This window comes from Amycolatopsis sp. SID8362 (assembly GCF_010550475.1).
In the GTDB taxonomy this organism is placed as follows: domain Bacteria; phylum Actinomycetota; class Actinomycetes; order Mycobacteriales; family Pseudonocardiaceae; genus Amycolatopsis; species Amycolatopsis eburnea.
In genome coordinates this window covers 1-2,183 of record NZ_JAAGNB010001183.1, presented here as the reverse complement: position 1 = coordinate 2,183, position 2,183 = coordinate 1, and the positions used below count along the sequence as shown (strand labels likewise).

Sequence of the window (2,183 nt, the reverse complement as noted above, 5' to 3'; positions counted from 1 at the left end):
GTCCGCCAGGTCCACCGGGGATGCCGCCGGGGCCTCCAGGACCTCCAGGACCACCGGGTCTCACCGGGCGCGGCGGCGGGCCCGGCTGGCGGCCGGGCGGCGGGGGCCCGGGCGGGCCAGGCGGACGTGGAGGGTTGGTGACGGACATCCGCGCTTTCTCTTCCCCTCGTGCTTGCTGCGTACCCGGAAGCCGGGTCCCGGGGTGTCCGACACTAGCTTGAGTTGGTAGAAACCCCACACCAGACGGTCCCCGTACGGCTATCCTGCGGAACCGTACCGCGACGGGGAGAGCTGTAGGTCGAGAATGCCATCAACACCCACGACTAAGTCTCAGGTTCAGGCGTATCAGTTCGTCCTACGGAGGATGCAGTCGGCGCTGGTCCGGCGCGACGCCGTGATGCTGCACGACCCGATGCGCACCCACACGAGGGCCACCATCGTGGGGGTCGTGCTGGGCGCGCTCGGCATGATCGTGTTCGTCGTCTGGGGCCTGCTCAGCCCGGCGCCTTCGGTGCCGGAGGCCGGGAACATCGTCATCGGCGAGCAGTCCGGCACGGTCTACGTCGTGGCGGGCAACCCGAAGAAGCTGATCCCCACGTTCAACCTCGCGTCCGCGCGCCTCCTGTTGCTGGCGCAGCAGAAGCAGTCGAGCGCGGGCAGCGGGGGCACACCCGCGGCACCGGCCGCGCCCGCCGCGGCGAGCCCGGCGAGTGTGAAGAATCCCACGGTCGTTTCGGACGCCCAGCTGGAGTCCATTCCGCGCGACAAACTCACCGGAATTCCGGACGGCCCGCAGCTGATCCCGTCGGATTCGCAGCGCATTTCCCCGAATTGGGCGGTGTGCGACCAGGTCCAGCTCGACCCGTCGCTGCCGAACCCCGACACCGGCAAGACCAACACCTACGTCTTCGGCGGCATCGCGCCGACCGGTCTGGGCACCGAACTGGGTGAAAACGAAGCGTTGCTGGCGAAGGCCGACAACGGCAAGACCTACCTCGTCTACCGGCTGCCGAGCTCGCGGAACCGGCCGAACGCCAACACCGTGCGCGCGGAGATCGACGTCGACAACGCCAACAACGCCGTCCTGGCGGCGCTCGGCCTGCAGTCGCAGACGCCGCGGAAGATCTCGCAGGGTCTGCTGAACGCGATCCCCGAAGTGCCCCGGCTGACACCGCCCCGGATCGACCCCGGCCAGAGCCCGGCGGACTTCGACGGCCTGACCGCCGGCGACGTCTTCTCCACCCAGCCGACCGGCGCGCAGCCCGACTACTGGGCGATCACGACCTCCGGCATCCAGAAGGTGTCCAACGCGGTCGCCGACATCATGCGCGTCGCGAAGAACGGCAGCTCCGGCCGGATCCAGACGCTGGGCCTCGACAAGCTGGCCGGCGTGCGCGTGCTGCAGCCGACCGACAAGGACTACATCGCGGTCGACGACTTCCCGCGTTCGGTCCCGACGATCCTCGACGCGACGAAGAACTCGTCGGTCGCCTGCCTGGGCTGGTCGCTGGTCGGCTCCGGCGCGGACCGGGACGCGCACACGTCGGTGTACGTCGACACGCAGCTGCCGGGCCAGAAGGGCACCGGCGACAAGTTCACCCCGATGACGGTGACCACGCCGGGCCCGAACCGCGTGCCGATCAACGGCTTCTACCTGAAGCCGGGCTTCGCCGCGGTGGTCCAGTCCGCGACCGGCAAGGAGAGCTTCGGCAAGGGCACCATCCAGCTGATCTCCGACCGCGGGATCCGCTACAGCGTCCCGGACGCGGCGACCGCGGACGCGATCGGACTGAACAACCGGCAGCCCGCGCCGGAGTCGGTCATCGGGCTGCTGCCGACCGGGGCGTCGCTGAACACCCAGGACGTGCTCAAGCAGTTCGACTCCGTGCCGATCGACCCGAACGCCGGCTCGTTCGCGACGCCGACCGCGCAGGCGGGGAACTGACCGGAACCGCCGGTCCGCCCCGGGCGTCACACGCTCGGACGCAACAGCTGAGCGGAGGTGCGCCGTGGCCGGCTTGAGGATGGACGGCGTCGTCGTCGCCGAGTACGCCAAGACGGCCGAGGCGGCCGCGGGCGACTTGGACGCGGCGGCGGCCGAGGTCGGGGGCGAGGGCCTGGCCGCGGAGTCCTACGGGGCTCTCGGGGCCGGGATCGGCCTCGGTGCGTCGTACGGGCGCGCG

At 70.6% G+C, this 2,183-nt stretch carries 1 protein-coding gene; it reads left to right on the top strand.

Translation table 11 applies throughout. From position 1 onward, the window contains the following. Positions 1–304 precede the first annotated feature (304 nt). Complete coding sequence (gene eccB, locus G3I65_RS36940) at positions 305–1,945, top strand: type VII secretion protein EccB (RefSeq protein ID WP_160700204.1); 1,641 nt, start codon at positions 305–307, stop codon at positions 1,943–1,945. Positions 1,946–2,183: the final 238 nt, after the last annotated feature.